17 protein-coding genes are annotated in these 15575 nt (G+C 56.1%); 11 read left to right on the top strand and 6 right to left on the bottom strand.

Going from position 1 to position 15575, the window contains the following annotated elements; all coding sequences use genetic code 11:
- Positions 1 to 976 (top strand): oxaloacetate-decarboxylating malate dehydrogenase (maeA, locus tag IMQ48_RS18055; RefSeq protein ID WP_196210107.1); only part of this gene is annotated, 976 nt, incomplete at its 5' end.
- An 86-nt stretch (positions 977 to 1062) separates the two neighbouring features.
- On the top strand, positions 1063 to 1407 hold the full coding sequence (locus IMQ48_RS18050) for a nitrous oxide-stimulated promoter family protein (protein ID WP_196210106.1): 345 nt from the start codon (positions 1063 to 1065) through the stop codon (positions 1405 to 1407).
- Positions 1408 to 1506: 99 nt separating this feature from the next.
- Here IMQ48_RS18050 and flhA read toward each other — a convergent pair whose 3' ends face one another.
- From flhA to hypA, 6 genes are all read right to left on the bottom strand, one after another.
- Complete coding sequence (gene flhA, locus IMQ48_RS18045) at positions 1507 to 3585, bottom strand: formate hydrogenlyase transcriptional activator FlhA (RefSeq protein WP_196210105.1); 2079 nt, start codon at positions 3583 to 3585, stop codon at positions 1507 to 1509.
- A 199-nt stretch (positions 3586 to 3784) separates the two neighbouring features.
- Positions 3785 to 4795, bottom strand: coding sequence for a hydrogenase expression/formation protein HypE (gene hypE, locus IMQ48_RS18040; RefSeq protein ID WP_196210104.1), 1011 nt, complete (start codon positions 4793 to 4795; stop codon positions 3785 to 3787).
- Positions 4792 to 5913: a hydrogenase formation protein HypD gene (hypD, locus tag IMQ48_RS18035; RefSeq protein WP_196210103.1), complete on the bottom strand. Its 1122-nt coding sequence runs from the start codon at positions 5911 to 5913 to the stop codon at positions 4792 to 4794. The genes hypE and hypD overlap by 4 nt, the downstream gene beginning before the upstream one ends.
- Positions 5914 to 6186, bottom strand: a complete 273-nt coding sequence (gene hypC / locus IMQ48_RS18030; RefSeq protein WP_096755958.1) for a hydrogenase 3 maturation protein HypC — start codon at positions 6184 to 6186, stop codon at positions 5914 to 5916.
- Complete coding sequence (gene hypB / locus IMQ48_RS18025) at positions 6177 to 7049, bottom strand: hydrogenase nickel incorporation protein HypB (RefSeq protein WP_137399667.1); 873 nt, start codon at positions 7047 to 7049, stop codon at positions 6177 to 6179. Before hypB ends, hypC begins: the two co-directional genes overlap by 10 nt.
- A gap of 91 nt (positions 7050 to 7140) precedes the next feature.
- On the bottom strand, positions 7141 to 7497 hold the full coding sequence (hypA, locus tag IMQ48_RS18020; protein WP_196210102.1) for a hydrogenase maturation nickel metallochaperone HypA: 357 nt from the start codon (positions 7495 to 7497) through the stop codon (positions 7141 to 7143).
- Positions 7498 to 7695: 198 nt separating this feature from the next.
- Between hypA and hycA the strand changes: the two genes are divergently transcribed.
- The 9 genes from hycA (at position 7696) to hycI (ending at position 15575) form a co-directional block, all read left to right on the top strand.
- Positions 7696 to 8154 carry a formate hydrogenlyase regulator HycA gene (gene hycA, locus IMQ48_RS18015; protein WP_096755961.1) on the top strand — a complete coding sequence of 153 codons (459 nt, stop codon included), beginning with the start codon at positions 7696 to 7698 and terminating at the stop codon, positions 8152 to 8154.
- A 144-nt stretch (positions 8155 to 8298) separates the two neighbouring features.
- Positions 8299 to 8910, top strand: coding sequence for a formate hydrogenlyase subunit HycB (gene hycB, locus IMQ48_RS18010; protein ID WP_196210101.1), 612 nt, complete (start codon positions 8299 to 8301; stop codon positions 8908 to 8910).
- Entirely contained in the window at positions 8907 to 10733 is a 1827-nt protein-coding gene (hycC, locus tag IMQ48_RS18005; RefSeq protein WP_196210100.1) for a formate hydrogenlyase subunit 3, read from the top strand. The genes hycB and hycC overlap by 4 nt, the downstream gene beginning before the upstream one ends.
- A gap of 2 nt (positions 10734 to 10735) precedes the next feature.
- The gene (locus tag IMQ48_RS18000) at positions 10736 to 11659 is read left to right on the top strand and encodes a respiratory chain complex I subunit 1 family protein (protein ID WP_196210099.1); all 924 of its coding nucleotides are present in this window, start codon (positions 10736 to 10738) and stop codon (positions 11657 to 11659) included.
- A 17-nt stretch (positions 11660 to 11676) separates the two neighbouring features.
- On the top strand, positions 11677 to 13386 hold the full coding sequence (gene hycE / locus IMQ48_RS17995) for a formate hydrogenlyase subunit HycE (RefSeq protein ID WP_096755965.1): 1710 nt from the start codon (positions 11677 to 11679) through the stop codon (positions 13384 to 13386).
- A 9-nt stretch (positions 13387 to 13395) separates the two neighbouring features.
- The gene (gene hycF / locus IMQ48_RS17990) at positions 13396 to 13938 is read left to right on the top strand and encodes a formate hydrogenlyase subunit HycF (RefSeq protein WP_115257624.1); all 543 of its coding nucleotides are present in this window, start codon (positions 13396 to 13398) and stop codon (positions 13936 to 13938) included.
- Positions 13938 to 14705, top strand: coding sequence for a formate hydrogenlyase subunit HycG (gene hycG / locus IMQ48_RS17985; protein WP_115257625.1), 768 nt, complete (start codon positions 13938 to 13940; stop codon positions 14703 to 14705). The genes hycF and hycG overlap by 1 nt, the downstream gene beginning before the upstream one ends.
- The gene (locus tag IMQ48_RS17980) at positions 14702 to 15112 is read left to right on the top strand and encodes a formate hydrogenlyase maturation HycH family protein (protein WP_115257626.1); all 411 of its coding nucleotides are present in this window, start codon (positions 14702 to 14704) and stop codon (positions 15110 to 15112) included. The genes hycG and IMQ48_RS17980 overlap by 4 nt, the downstream gene beginning before the upstream one ends.
- Positions 15105 to 15575 (top strand): hydrogenase maturation peptidase HycI, encoded by a 471-nt coding sequence (gene hycI, locus IMQ48_RS17975; RefSeq protein WP_196210098.1) that lies wholly within the window; start codon positions 15105 to 15107, stop codon positions 15573 to 15575. The genes IMQ48_RS17980 and hycI overlap by 8 nt, the downstream gene beginning before the upstream one ends.

Genomic DNA, 15575 nt, shown 5'->3' with positions numbered 1-15575 from the left:
TCTGCTGCAGTTTGAAGATTTCGCCCAGCATACCGCGGTGCCGCTACTGGAACGTTATCGCGATGAGCTGTGTTGTTTTAATGATGATATCCAGGGCACGGCGTCGGTGGCTCTGGCAACCATTCTCGCTGCCTGCCGCGGCAGCGGCCGTGACTTCTGTCAGCAATCCATCGTGATTGTGGGGGCGGGGGCCGCGGGATGTGGGATCGCGCGGCATATTGTTGCTTGTCGTATGTCCGAAGGCATGGGGCAGACCGAAGCCCGACGGACCATTTTTATGGTCGATCGCGACGGTCTGGTAATGACCACCAATAATGCCTTAGCTGATTTCCAGCAACCGTTGGCGCAGTCGCCCGAGGAAATTTCTGACTGGCACTATGAGGGGCTGGCGCCGTCACTTCTGGAAGTGATCCGTAATGCCAAACCCGCGGTAATGCTGGGCGTTTCGGGCCAGGCTGGATTGTTCTCGCAGGAAGTGATTAGCACGATGTACCAATACTGCGATCGTCCTGTTGTGATGCCATTGTCGAATCCCACCTCGAAAATGGAAGCACGGCCAGAAGATATTGTTCGCTGGACCGAGGGACAGGCCATTATCGCAACCGGTAGCCCATGCGAGCCGGTAGAGATTTATGGACGTGTTATTCCTGTTTCACAGTGTAATAACGTGTATGTTTTCCCGGCCATCGGCCTGGGGGCTATTGCCAGCGGTGCAACGCGGATAACAGACGCTATGTTGATGGCGGCAAGCCGTGCGCTGGCTGAAGCTTCTCCGCTGGTGCGTGATGGTGAAGGCGCGCTGTTACCAGAGATTGGAACAATCTGCGATGTGACTCGCAATATTGCATTTGACGTCGGTAAGGCAGCACAGCAGTCGGGCGTGGCAGAGAAGATGAGCGACGACACGCTGCTGCAAAGCATCAAAGAAAACTTTTGGTTACCGCATTACCGTCCTTATAAACGCAGGGCAATTTAGTCGTTGTTACGAGTGAACGGTATTCGGGTCTTGGTTGCCTCCACTGTTAAGGTGTATTATGCATGCAACTTAATTGTGGAGGCATCATGTCCGGCAAACGTATTGCACGTGAAAAAATGACGATCCAGAAAATGATCTCGCTGTATGAGAGCCAGTGCCCGCAGGCTTCAGACGAGCTTGGGCATTACGATGCGTTGTTTGCCTATGCGCAAAAACGACTGGATAAGTGCGTATTTGGTGAGGAGAAACCGGCCTGCAAACAGTGTCCGGTGCACTGTTATCAACCTGCAAAACGCGAAGAGATGAAGCAGATTATGCGTTGGGCCGGGCCAAGAATGCTCTGGCGTCATCCGATCCTGACCGTCCGTCATCTGATTGATGACAAACGCCCGGTGCCGGAATTGCCAGAGAAATGTAAGCCTAAAAAGTAATTTCGCACTGTGCCGGATGGCGGCGTAAATAGCCTTATCCGGCCTACAAGAGCTAGCGTTCCTGTCGCCCAGGCCCGAAAGTGCCATCAGCCACAATCATTAAACCAGCGCATCCTTATCAATACCCAGTCGCTTCATGCGCGAGAGCAACGTTGTGCGTTTCAGTCCCAGCCGCTGTGCTGCGCCTTTTGGACCGGCGACCACACCGTTGGTCTCTTTCAGCACGCGCATAATCAACTGGAATTCATCTTCGCCATCCTGGGCAACTTCGGTCGCCACGGGAGGTGCGGACGGCGCCAAAGCGACAACATCCGGGAGGGACAGTTGCAGCACGTTGCCTCTGGTCAGCAGAACTGCACGTTCCACCACGTTTTCCAGTTCGCGCACGTTACCCGGCCACTCCATGCCGCTTAGCGTGCGCAGCGCTTCAGCCGGAATGCTGTCGATATTGCGCCCCATCCGGCGAGCAATTTTAAAGGTGAAGGCTTTCACCAGCAGCGGAATATCTTCCGGGCGCTCGCGCAGCGGCGGCAGATGGATCGGGAAGACGTTCAGGCGATAGTACAGATCGTTACGAAACTCGCGATCGGCCACCATCTTTTTCAGATCGCGATTGGTGGCGGCGATCAACCGCACGTCGGTCTGGATCAGTTTGTTGCTGCCCAGACGTTCAAATTCCTGCTCCTGCAGAACGCGCAGCAGCTTAGGCTGTAGCTCCAGCGGCATGTCGCCAACTTCGTCGAGGAACAGCGAGCTTTTATCGGCCAGTTCGAAACGCCCGATGCGCTGCGTACTGGCACCGGTAAACGCGCCACGCTCATGACCAAACAGGTCGCTTTCCAGCAGTCCGGCAGGCATCGCCGCACAGTTCATCTTCACCATCCGACGGGCGTTACGTCCGCTGAGATTGTGAATAGCCCTGGCAATCAGCTCTTTACCCGTTCCGGTCTCACCCAGAATCAGCACGGTGCTGTCGCTTTGCGCCACCATCTCGACCTGTTTGAGCACGCTGTACATGGCTTCGCTGCGGCCAATGATTTCGCCAAACTCACTGTCCACGTTATTGAGCTGCTCGGTCAATGCCAGGTTTTCATCGACCAGCCGTTCTTTCAGGCGGTGAATCTCCTGGTAGGCGAGGGCGTTATCGACAGCAATGGCCACGCGCTCAGCAATCTGGCGCAGCAGCTTGAGATTGGCGGTAGTAAATACCTTCTCTTCACACTGGGCCAGTTTGAGCACGCCAAGCATAGTATTACCGGACATCAGCGGCAGCAGGCACAGGGTTTGCAACTGGTTGCCCCAGGTTTCAAACAGCATGCGTTCGTAAGGCGCCAGCGCATCACGTTCGCTCAGGTTAATCAGCAGCATCTCTTTGCTTTTGAAAACCCGCTCAGAGAGCGTGCCCGCTTCGTCAACTTCGCTCTGCTCGTGCGCCGGATGATGCTCATCCAGGTAGTGGGTGGAATAGATGCTCAGCTTATTTTTGCGATCGCTACGCAGCACGATGCTGATGGCGTCGATGTCGAAGTAGTGGTGGATCTCTTTGGCGACTTCACTGACCAGCTCGTCAATGTCCAGGCGGGAGAGCACCGCATTGGTGATGGCGACCAGGATGCGAAAGTTGTCACGCTCACGACACAGCAGATCGTAGTCGACGTTGTTGCTGACCCGGTTTTGGATCTGTTCGGCCACGACGCCGACGATCTGGGTGAAAGTCTGCAGGCGGTTGTACTCTTTTTCACTCCACGGGCGGTCTTCGTTGCGGATAAATTCACAGCCGCCAAAGATGCGACCATCGGCCGCCAGCGGCAGCAGACAGTAGTGACCAAATTGGGTGTACAACCCGCCGGATGCCAGCTGCGGCCAGGTCTCGGTAAATTCATGGTAGTTGCAGTGCAGGGCATCGGGACGAGACAGAATGCGGCGCACTGGACCGTGCGCCAGCACCGTTTCGTCTTCATAATCGATGGGTTTACCATTTTCACGCGTCGCGAAGTAACGCGCACGCTGCGTCTGCGCCTGCCATAACACAATAGCCGCACTGTCGGCCAGCGCCGAACGCTTGACCAACTGTGAAAGTGCCTCACTGAGAGACTGAAGATCGGGCTGCTGTAATAATGTACGAGTAATATCGAACAAGCCTTGCTGTCCGAGGTCGCTCATCGGTGTATACGACATATTGCTTTTCCAGGAAGCACCAACGGTGCAAAAACGGTAAATGAATTATAGGTATAAGTTGTAAATTATTGTGGGATGGCCAGGGTACGCCATCCGCAGGCCTGATAAGCAAAGCGTCATCAGGCAATAATGCGGTGTTAATGCCGGATGGCGACGCATACGCGTCTTATCCGGCCTACAACATGCTGCCAGCTGGCTGCTAGCATATACGAGGTAAAGGTTCCGCGTGTGGTAAATCAAGAGTGCGCTTCACGCCGTACAGTCCGGCCAGACGAACGCCTTTACGTTCAACCACTTCACCAATCAGCGCCGCATCGCGGCCCAACGGATGCGCGCGTAGTGCGGCAAGCACGCTTTCTGCGGCCTGACGTTCTACGGCAATCACCAGTTTACCTTCATTGGCAAAGTTGAGCGCATCCAGACCGAGCAGTTCGCAGACGCCACGTACCGCCGGCTTCACGGGCAGGGCAGCTTCAGACAGCTCAATACCAAATCCGCATGAAGCGGCAAATTCATGCGTTACCGCATTCACGCCGCCGCGGGTAGCGTCACGCAGCGCTTTCACGCCGGGGATGTCGCGCAGCGTCTGAATCAGCGGCGTTAACACCGCGCAGTCGCTGACCAGTTCACCGTCCAGCCCCAACTGCTCGCGCAGGTTAAGGATGGTTGCGCCGTGGTCGCCGAGCGTCCCGCTGACCAGCAGCACATCACCCACGCTCAGGGTTTGTGCACCCCAGTGGATATTGGCGGGGATCGCGCCCATTCCGGCGGTGTTGATAAACAGTTTGTCCGCCGCGCCGCGCTGCACCACCTTGGTGTCGCCGGTGACGATAGCAATGCCCGCTTCGCGCGCGGTGGCCGCCATGCTGTTGACCACGGTTTTCAGCGTGTCCATCGGCAGGCCTTCTTCGAGGATAAACCCGCAGGAGAGGTAGCGAGGGAGAGCACCACTGACGGCGACGTCGTTAGCCGTACCGCAGACAGCCAGCTTGCCGATGTTGCCGCCAGGGAAGAACAGTGGATCAATCACGTAGCTGTCGGTCGAAAATGCCAGACGGTCGCCTTCAGCCATCAACTGCGCCAGATCCAGACGCGCCTGATCTTCTTGTTCCGCCAGCCACGGATTCGCAAATGCTTCCATAAACAGGCTGTTGATCAACTGTTGCATAGCCTGACCGCCGCTACCGTGGGCGAGTTGTACGCTGTTCATGCTTCACACTCCTGCTGACGATACTGATACCAGGCGGCACACGCGCCTTCGGAGGAGACCATCAGGGCGCCAAACGCGGTCTCCGGATTACAGGTTTTACCAAATAACGGGCACTGATGCGGTTTACATCTGCCGGTCAGCACCTCGCCACAGCGCGCGCGCGGGTCGTCATACACCTGCTGTGGCGCCGGTTTGAAATGCGCTTCGGCATCAAAACGCTGATAGTCAGGCGTCAGATGAACGCCGGAGGATTCAATCACACCCAGACCGCGCCATTCGCTGTCGCCATCAACGCTGAACACCTCTGCGATAGCCTGTTGGGCTAAGGCGTTACCGGCATCCGGCACCACGCGACGGTACTGGTTCTCAACCTGGCTGTGGTCGACAATTTTCTGCTCAATCAGCATCACCACGCCCTGCAGCAGATCGAGCGGTTCGAAACCGGCGACCACCAGCGGGCGATGGAAATCGGAGGCGATGAAATTATAGGCATCGGTGCCAATGACCATGCTGACGTGACCCGGGGCTAAAAAGGCGTCGATGCCGTTATCTGGCTGTTCCAGCAGGCTGCGCAGCGTCGGGATCAGCGTAATGTGCTGACAGAAAAAGTAGAAGTTTTGCACGTCACGCTGTCTTGCCTGCTGGAGCGTGATGGCGGTCGTCGGCATGGTAGTTTCAAAGCCCAGACCAAAGAACACGACTTTGCGGGTCGGGTTTTCCTGCGCAAGCTTCAGGGCATCCATCGGAGAATAGACGATGCGGATATCTGCGCCGCGTGCTTTGGCCTGCAGTAGCGAACCCTGTTTTCCTGGGACGCGCATCGCGTCGCCAAAGGTGCAGAAAATCACTTCCGGATGGCTGGCGATTTCTACGCAGCTGTCAATCCTGCCCATTGGCAGCACGCACACCGGGCAGCCGGGGCCGTGAATAAATTCCACGTTTTCAGGCAGCAGTTGGTCAAGACCGAATTTGAAAATAGCGTGGGTATGGCCACCGCAGACTTCCATGATGCGCAGCGGACGTTCTGCTGTGTAGGGGAGGTGAGCTGCACGTTCACTCAGGTGGTCTATCAACTGCATCACCTGTTCCGGTGCGCGATATTCGTCAACAAAACGCATCTATTTTTCCTCGCCGTACAGCAACGCGCCGACATCCGGCTCAACGTCAAACATGTTTTGCAGCGCTTCGAGCGTGTCGCGCGCTTCAGCTTCATTAATGATGCTCATGGCAAAACCAACGTGCACCAGGACCCATTGCCCCAGACGCGGTTGACCGTGCTCATCACAACTACCGACCAGCGTCAGGTCGACGTCGCGCTGAATACCGCAAACATCGACCTTGGCCTGGTTTCCCTCAATGGTGCGTATTTGACCCGGAACACCTATGCACATCGCTGTGTCTCCAGCCAGGAGAGCCATTGATCCATGCCTTCACCGCTGGTGGCAGAAATCAGGATGATCTCAATTTCCGGGTTCACTTCCCGGGCGCTGGCGATGCATTGTTCAACATCAAAATTGAGGTACGGCAGCAGGTCGACTTTGTTGAGCAGCATCAGCGATGCGGCGGCAAACATATGCGGGTATTTCAGCGGCTTGTCTTCCCCTTCGGTGACTGAAAGCACTGCCACTTTGTGACGTTCGCCGAGATCGAAGCTCGCCGGGCACACCAGGTTACCGACGTTTTCAATGAACAGAATACCGTTGTCTGCCAACGGCAGGCGCGGCGCGGCATCGGCTATCATTTGCGCATCCAGGTGACAACCTTTACCGGTGTTGACCTGGATGGCAGGCGTGCCGGTGGCGCGAATACGGGCGGCATCGTTAACCGTCTGCTGGTCGCCTTCGATCACCGCACACGGCACGCTGTCTTTCAGTTTCATCAGCGTTTCGGTGAGCAGCGTCGTTTTACCGGAGCCTGGGCTGGAGACCAGATTAAGCACCAGATGTTGACGGGCGGCGAAGCGGGCGCGGTTGCGCTCGGCCAGACGGTTGTTTTTGTCCAGCACGTCAATTTCCACTTCCAGCATTCGGCGCTGGCTCATGCCTGGCGCGTGGGTACCGGCTTCACCATGACCGTAGTGTAAATCGCCTTCTTCAGTTTGGCTCGGGGTGAAACTGGAGGTCTTCACACCGGTAATATTCAGCGCCGGACGAGCGGCCGGGGCAAATGGCGCGCTGCGAAACGCCGAGTGGGGGTTATGTTCATCACCCTCTATATAAAGGTTGCCTTCAGCGCAACCACATGTCGTACACATCGCTCACTCCTGATCTTTTTACTTGCGGTAAATCTGTTGTTGCCGGATGGCGACGCTAACGTCTTATCCGGCCTACTTTTTGTCACCAGCATTAATCTTCAGCATCGCCTATTTCAATTCGTCGAATCTGTAAGCCGTCATCGGCCACGATCCTTAGCATGTCGCTGTGACATTGCGGACAACGGCGCACGCGCTGGGTCAGTAAGGTGACGTACTGCTGGCAAGTTTCACACCAACATTCGGCTTCTTGTTCTTCGAGGTGGAGTTTACAACCTTCTGCAAGGGTGCCACGGCATACCAGATCAAAACAAAAGGCGAGAGCGCTGGTTTCTACGCAAGAAAATGCGCCAATTTTGAGCCAGACCGCAGTAACCCGGTTTGCACCGTGTTGCGTGGCCTGTTGTTCAATCAATTCCAGTGCCCGTTGGCAGAGGGTTATTTCGTGCATATCGCCTCCCATGTTGTTGTCGGAATAAAAGCAAAAAACATGCCAAATTGATTTTTTTCACCCATGACAATGACGACGATGACGAAATGACATGTCGTCACGACCAGTAAATTAACTATCTACATGAAATATAAGAAATTAAATATTGGCATGAAACGTGCTTAACGCTGAATGTCTCTGCTAACCGGGTAACCTGACATGACTATTTGGGAAATAAGCGAAAAAGCCGATTACATCGCTGAACGGCATCGTCGCCTACAGGACCAGTGGCGTATTTATTGCAACTCGCTGGTACAGGGGATCACCCTGTCGAAAGCGCGTTTACATCATGCGATGAGCTGCGCGCCGGACAAGGACCTGTGCTTTGTCCTGTTTGAACACTTCGTTATCTACGTCACGCTGGCGGACGGCTTTAACAGCCATACCATCGAGTACTACGTTGAAACGAAAGACGGCGAAGATAAGCAGTTGATTGCACAGGCACAACTGTCTCTCGACGGCAAGGTCGATGACCGTATCAGCAACCGCGATCGGGAACAGGTGCTGGAGCACTATCTCGAAAAAATCGCCAGCGTCTACGACAGCCTGTACACCGCGGTTGAAAACAATATGCCAGTGAATTTAAGCCAACTGGTAGAGGGACACAGCCCGGTTTAAACCTCGGGTGTGCCCACGTAAGTCATGATGCGGTGCGTATGCTGCGTCACGACAGTTTAGGGAATGGGTATGTCGAAAAGTGTCGAAAATGACATTTGATAGACATGTTTTCGTCAAAAATGACTATCACCTGAGGAATGCCTGGTGAATCGTTTTGTAATTGCTGACTCCACTCTTTGTATCGGCTGCCACACGTGTGAAGCCGCCTGCTCAGAGACACATCGCCAGCATGGCCTGCAGTCAATGCAGCGCCTGAAAGTGATGCTAAATGAAAAAGAATCTGCGCCGCAGCTTTGCCACCAGTGTGAAGATGCGCCTTGTGCCACTGTTTGCCCGGTTAATGCGATTAACCGTGTCGACGGCGCCGTACAGCTGAATGAAAGCCTGTGCGTGAGCTGCAAACTGTGCGGGATCGCCTGTCCATTTGGGGCCATTGAGTTTTCCGGCAGCCGTCCGCTGCATATCCCGGCGAACGCCAACACGTCAAAAGCGCCTCCTGCTCCGCCAGCGCCAGCTCGCGTCAGCACGCTGCTGGACTGGGTGCCGGGTATTCGCGCCATTGCGGTGAAATGCGACCTGTGTAGCTTTGATGAACAAGGTCCGGCCTGCGTGCGCATGTGCCCAACGCAAGCCCTGCATCTGGTGAGCAATATGGATATCGCCCGCGCCAGCAAACGTAAGCGTGAGTTGACGTTCAATACCGACTTCGGCGATCTCACCTTGTTTCAGCAGGCTCAGAGTGGGGATGCAAAATGAGCGCAATTTCACTGATTAACAGCGGCGTGGCCTGGTTTACGGCGGCGGCGGTTCTGGCATTTTTGTTTTCGTTTCATAAGCCATTAAGCGGCTGGATTGCCGGTGTTGGTGGTGCTGTGGGCAGCCTGTTTACGGCGGCGGCTGGTTTTAGCGTGCTCATTAATGGGCTGGCAGTCAGTGGGGTGATGCCGTTCATCGGTCACAGCCTGCAAATGACGCCGCTGAATGCAATCTGGCTTATCACGCTGGGTTTGTGCGGCCTGTTCGTCAGTCTGTACAACATCGACTGGCACCGTCACCCGCAGGTAAAGGCCAACGGTCTGTTGGTGAATCTGCTGATGGCGGCGGCGGTGTGTGCGGTAATTGCCAGCAACCTCGGCACGCTGGTAGTGATGGCAGAAATCATGGCGCTGTGTGCGGTGTTCCTGACCGGGTGCAGCAAAGAAGGCAAGCTGTGGTTTGCGCTGGGTCGTGTCGGTACGTTGCTGCTGGCGATCGCTTGCTATCTGGTGTGGCAGCGCTACGGTACGCTGGAACTGCGCCTGCTTGACCTGCGCACTCAGCAGCTGCCGCTCGGCGCTGACATCTGGCTGCTGGGCGTGGCGGGCTTTGGTCTGCTGGCCGGGATTATCCCACTGCACGGTTGGGTGCCACAGGCACACGCTAACGCCAGTGCACCGGCGGCGGCGCTGTTTTCTACAGTAGTAATGAAAGTCGGTCTGCTGGGTATTCTGTCCCTGTCGCTGCTGGGCGGTAATGCGCCGCTGTGGTGGGGCGTTACGCTGCTGGTGCTGGGGATGATCACCGCGTTTATCGGCGGCCTGTATGCCCTGATGGAACACAACATTCAGCGTCTGCTGGCGTACCACACGCTGGAAAACATCGGCATTATCCTGCTGGGTCTGGGCGCTGGCGTGACCGGTATTTCCCTTAACCAACCGGTGCTGATCGCACTTGGCCTGACCGGCGGTCTGTATCACCTGGTCAACCATAGCCTGTTCAAAAGCGTCCTGTTTTTGGGCGCAGGCAGCATCTGGTTCCGCACCGGTCACCGTGATATCGAGAAACTGGGCGGTATCGGTAAACGTATGCCGGTGATTTCTCTGGCGATGCTGGTTGGCCTGATGGCGATGGCCGCGCTGCCGCCGCTGAACGGCTTTGCCGGTGAGTGGGTTATCTATCAATCCTTTTTCAAACTGGGTAACAGCGGCGCGTTCATCGGTCGTCTGTTAGGACCGTTGTTGGCTGTCGGTTTGGCAATTACCGGCGCGCTGGCGGTGATGTGTATGGCGAAAGTCTACGGTGTGACGTTCCTCGGTGCACCGCGCACGAAGGAAGCGGAAAACGCCTGCTGCGCGCCAATCCTGATGAGCGTGAGCGTGGTTGCGCTGGCTATCTGCTGCGTGATTGGCGGCGTTGCTGCCCCGTGGTTGCTGCCGCTGATTTCTGCCGCTGTTCCGCTACCGCTGGAAACGGCGAATACCACCGTCTCTCAGCCGATGATCACGCTGCTGCTGATTGCGTGTCCGCTGCTGCCGTTCATCATCATGGCGATTTTCAAAGGCAACCGCCTGCCGTCACGTTCACGCGGTACGGCGTGGGTGTGTGGTTACGATCACGAGCAGTCAATGGTGATCACTGCGCACGGCTTTGCCATGCCGGTTAAAGAAGCCTTTGCCCCGGTACTCAAACTGCGTAAATGGCTGAACCCGGTATCCTGGGTTCCGGGCTGGCAGAACGCGGCGGCACCGGTGTTGTTCCGTCGCCTGGCGCTGATTGAGCTGGCGGTGCTGGTGGTGATTGTGGTTTCACGAGGAGCCTGAGAATGAGTGTTTTATATCCGTTAATTCAGGCGCTGGTGCTGTTTGCCGCGGCGCCGCTGTTGTCCGGTATTACCCGCGTGGCGCGTGCGCGTTTGCATAACCGCCGCGGTCCGGGCGTGTTGCAGGAATATCGCGACATTATCAAACTGCTGGGCCGTCAGAGCATTGCGCCAGCGGATTCCAGCTGGGTCTTCCGCTTGACGCCGTTTGTGATGGTGGGCGTTATGCTGACTATCGCTACCGCACTGCCGGTGGTGACTGTGGGCTCGCCGCTACCGCAACTGGGTGATTTGATCACGCTGATTTACCTGTTTGCCATTGCCCGCTTCTTCTTTTCTATCGCCGGTCTGGATACCGGTAGCCCGTTCACCGCTATCGGCGCCAGCCGTGAAGCGATGCTCGGCGTACTGGTGGAGCCGATTCTGCTGCTGGGCTTGTGGGTGGCGGCGCAGGTTGCCGGTTCGACCCACATCAGCAACATTGTCGATACCATTTATCACTGGCCTGCCGCGCGTAGCATCCCGTTGATTCTGGCGCTGTGCGCCTGTGCTTTCGCCACCTTTATTGAAATGGGCAAACTGCCGTTCGACCTCGCGGAAGCCGAGCAGGAGCTGCAGGAAGGTCCGCTGACCGAATACAGCGGCAGCGGTTTTGCGGTACTCAAGTGGGGCATCAGCCTCAAGCAACTGGTCGTTTTGCAAATGTTCGTCGGCGTGTTCCTGCCGTGGGGACAGATGGAAACCTTTACCGCAGGTGGACTACTGCTGGCGCTGGTGATTGCCGTCGTTAAGCTGGTCCTCGGCGTGTTGGTTATCGCCCTGTTCGAAAACAGCATGGCGCGTCTGCGTTTTTGCGCCACTTCACGCGTGACCTGGGCCGGTTTTGGGTTTGCGTTTTTAGCCTTCGTCTCCTTGCTGGTGGCGTGATTTAAGAGAGTTTGAACATGTCTGAAGAAAAAGTAGGTCAACACTATCTCGCCGCTCTGCACCAGGCCTTCCCGGGCGTGGTGTTGGATGAAGGCTGGCAGACCAAAGATCAGCTGACCATCACCGTGAAGGTCAACTACCTGCCGGAAGTGGTTGAATTTCTCTACTACAAACAGGGCGGCTGGTTGTCGGTGCTGTTTGGTAACGACGAACGCCAGCTGTGCGGCCATTACGCGGTCTACTACGTCATGTCGATGGAGCAGGGCACCAAGTGCTGGATAACCGTTCGCGTAGAAGTCGACGCCAATAAACTGGAGTTCCCGTCCGTGACGCCGCGCGTACCGGCCGCCGTTTGGGGCGAGCGTGAAGTGCGCGACATGTACGGTTTGATCCCGGTAGGGTTACCGGACGAACGCCGTCTGGTACTGCCGGACGACTGGCCGGACGAACTCTATCCGCTGCGTAAAGACAGCATGGATTACCGTCAGCGCCCGGCGCCGACTACCGATGCCGAAACCTACGAGTTCATCAACGAACTGGGTGACAAGAAAAATAACGTGGTGCCGATTGGCCCGCTGCACGTCACCTCCGATGAACCGGGTCACTTCCGCCTGTTTGTTGATGGCGAAAACATCATCGACGCCGACTACCGTCTGTTCTATGTCCACCGCGGCATGGAGAAACTGGCGGAAACCCGTATGGGTTATAACGAAGTGACGTTCCTGTCGGATCGCGTATGCGGTATTTGTGGTTTTGCCCACAGCACCGCGTACACCACCTCCGTGGAAAATGCGATGGGGATTGTGGTGCCGGAACGTGCGCAGATGATCCGCGCCATTTTACTGGAAGTGGAACGTCTGCACTCGCACCTGCTGAACCTTGGCCTGGCGTGCCACTTCACCGGCTTTGACTCCGGCTTTATGCAGTTCTTCCGCGTGCGTGAAACGTCGATGAAAATGGCGGAGATCCTCACCGGGGCGCGTAAAACCTACGGCATGAACCTGATCGGCGGCATCCGTCGTGACCTGCTGAAAGAGGACATGATCCAGACCCGTCAGCTGGCGCAGCAAATGCGTCGTGATGTACAGGATCTGGTCGACATGCTGCTCAGTACGCCGAACATGGAACAGCGCACCGTCGGCATTGGTCGTCTGGACCCGGAAATCGCTCGCGACTTCAGTAACGTCGGGCCAATGGTGCGCGCCAGCGGTCACGCGCGTGATACCCGCGCGGACCACCCGTTCGTCGGTTACGGTTTACTGCCGATGGAAGTGCACAGCGAGCAGGGCTGCGACGTCATTTCCCGTCTGAAAGTGCGTATCAACGAAGTTTATACCGCGCTCAACATGATCGATTTTGGTCTCGATAACCTGCCGGGCGGCCCGCTGGCGGTGGAAGGCTTTACCTATATTCCGCACCGCTTCGCACTGGGCTTTGCCGAAGCACCGCGTGGCGATGACATCCACTGGAGCATGACCGGCGACAACCAGAAGCTGTATCGCTGGCGCTGTCGTGCGGCCACCTACGCCAACTGGCCGACGCTGCGTTACATGCTGCGCGGTAACACCGTCTCCGATGCCCCGCTGATTATCGGTAGCCTCGATCCTTGCTACTCCTGTACTGACCGTATGACCGTGGTCGATGTACGTAAGAAGAAGAGCAAAGTCGTGCCGTACAAAGAACTTGAGCGCTACAGCATTGAGCGTAAAAACTCGCCGCTGAAATAAGGAATCGCCATGTTTACTTTTATCAAAAAAGTCATCAAAACCGGGGCACCAACGTCGTCTTACCCGCTGGAGCCGATTGCGGTTGATAAAAACTTCCGCGGTAAGCCGGAACATAATCCGCAGCAGTGTATTGGCTGTGCGGCCTGTATCAATGCGTGCCCGTCTAACGCGCTGACGGTAGAAACTGATCTGGTCACCAATGAGCTGGCGTGGCAGTTCAACCTCGGGCGCTGCATTTTCTGTGGCCGCTGTGAAGAAGTCTGCCCGACGGCGGCGATCAAGCTGTCGCAGGAGTATGAGCTGGCGGTATGGAAGAAAGAAGATTTCCTGCAGCAGTCTCGTTTTGCGCTGTGTAATTGCCGCGTCTGTAACCGTCCTTTTGCGGTGCAAAAAGAGATTGATTACGCCATTGCGTTACTGAAGCATAACGGTGATTCCCGTGCGGAAAATCACCGTGAAGGCTTTGAGACCTGCCCGGACTGTAAGCGCCAGAAATGCCTGGTGCCGTCTGACCGTATTGAACTGACTCGCCATATGAAAGAGGCCAGCTGATGAGCAATTTATTAGGCCCACGTGATGCCAACGGAATTCCGGTCCCGATGACCGTGGATGAATCCATTGCCAGCATGAAAGCGTCATTGCTGAAAAGCATCAAGCGTTCAGCGTACGTTTACCGCGTCGACTGCGGTGGCTGCAACGGTTGCGAAATCGAAATCTTCGCCACCTTGTCCCCGCTGTTTGACGCCGAACGTTTTGGCATCAAAGTGGTTCCGTCGCCGCGCCATGCAGACATTCTGCTGTTCACCGGTGCGGTAACGCGTGCGATGCGTTCTCCGGCGCTGCGTGCCTGGCAGTCTGCCCCGGACCCGAAAATTTGTATCTCCTATGGGGCCTGCGGCAACAGCGGCGGTATCTTCCACGACTTATACTGCGTATGGGGCGGCACCGACAAAATCGTCCCTGTAGATGTGTATATTCCCGGTTGCCCACCGACGCCTGCCGCCACATTGTACGGCTTTGCGATGGCGCTTGGCCTGCTGGAGCAGAAAATTCACGCACGTGCGCCGGGTGAACTGGATGCACAGCCTGCGGAAATTCTGCACCCGGATATGGTTCAGCCGCTGCGCGTGAAGGTCGATCGCGAAGCGCGTCGTCTGGCGGGTTATCGCTATGGTCGTCAGATTGCCGATGACTATATGAATCAGTTGGGGCAGGGTGAGCAACAGGTGGCGCGCTGGCTGGAAGCGGAAAACGATCCGCGTCTGACCGAGATCGTCACGCATCTTAATCATGTTGTAGAAGAGGCGCGTATCCGATGAGTGAAACGGTGGTGTTCAGTCAACTGAGCCGTAAGTTTATTGATGAGAACGATGCAACGCCCGCCGAGGCGCAGCAGGTTGTCTATTACAGCCTGGCGATTGGTCACCACTTAGGCATAATCGACTGCCTGGAAGCGGCGTTAACCTGCCCGTGGGATGACTATCTGGCGTGGATTGCCACGCTTGCCGAAGGAAGCGAAGCTCGACGTAAGATGGAAGGCGTGCCGAAGTACGGTGAAATCGTCATCGATTTTAACCATGTGCAGATGCTGGCGCGTGCCTTTGATGACGCGCTCGCCGCGCAGACGCCGCAACAGCAGGAATGGAGCAAGCTGGTGCTCAGCATGCTGCATGACATTCACCAGGAAAGCGCCATCTATCTGATGGTGAGGAGACACCGTGATTGACGTTTTATTGTGTGTCGGTAACAGCATGATGGGTGACGACGGTGCGGGTCCGCTGCTGGCTGAAATGTGCGCCGCTGAGCCTAAAGGCAACTGGGTGGTCATCGACGGCGGAAGTGCGCCAGAAAATGACATCGTCGCGATCCGCGAACTGCGCCCGGAACGTCTGCTGATTGTTGATGCCACTGACATGGGACTCAATCCCGGCGAGATTCGCATTATCGATCCCGATGATATTGCCGAGATGTTCATGATGACCACCCATAATATGCCGTTGAACTATTTGGTTGATCAGCTCAAAGAAGATGTTGGCGAGGTGATTTTCCTCGGCATTCAACCGGATATTGTCGGCTTTTATTACCCGATGACGCAGCCAATCAAAGAGGCGGTCGAGACCGTGTATCAGCGATTAGCCGGTTGGGAAGGCCATGGTGGATTTGCCGAGTTAGAAGCACCAGAAGAGTAA

This window comes from Citrobacter sp. Res13-Sevr-PEB04-36, from assembly GCF_015672735.1.
GTDB lineage: Bacteria > Pseudomonadota > Gammaproteobacteria > Enterobacterales > Enterobacteriaceae > Citrobacter.
Note: the sequence above shows the minus strand (reverse complement) of the source record. Positions and strands in the feature narration are given on the sequence as shown.